This window comes from Bartonella sp. AA81SXKL, assembly GCF_042196945.1.
Classification (GTDB): domain Bacteria; phylum Pseudomonadota; class Alphaproteobacteria; order Rhizobiales; family Rhizobiaceae; genus Bartonella.
On record NZ_JBHIRH010000152.1, the window covers coordinates 1 to 323 of the forward strand.

Below are 323 nucleotides of genomic sequence, written 5' to 3' on the forward strand. Positions count from 1 at the left end.
TTATGAGGAGAAAAAACACCTGGTGTGTCAATCAATACAATTTGCGCATTATCATGAATGACAATACCTCGGATTAAAGTTCGTGTCGTTTGCACTTTATGCGTTACAATTGAAACCTTCGTTCCAACTAACTGATTCACCAATGTCGACTTCCCAGCATTAGGCATTCCAATGAGTACAACAAAACCAGAACGCGTTTTCATAACGTCATTCATGATTATTTTTTTCCATTGTTTCCCATATACCCTCTCGTCGTAAAATTTTTTCAGCTGCCATTCTTTCAGCACATCGTTTAGAATTTCCTTGCCCAATCTCCGACGCAA

Annotated in this window: 1 protein-coding gene and 1 pseudogene; both read right to left on the reverse strand. The window is 38.7% G+C overall.

The genetic code is table 11. From position 1 onward, the window contains the following. The coding region (locus tag ACFINZ_RS10225; protein WP_375701453.1) for a GTPase at nucleotides 1–215 on the reverse strand (215 nt) is incomplete at its 3' end. Next, nucleotides 208–323, reverse strand: a pseudogene (locus ACFINZ_RS10230) (ribonuclease III); the annotation flags it as partial. The gene ACFINZ_RS10225 and the pseudogene ACFINZ_RS10230, both read right to left, overlap by 8 nt.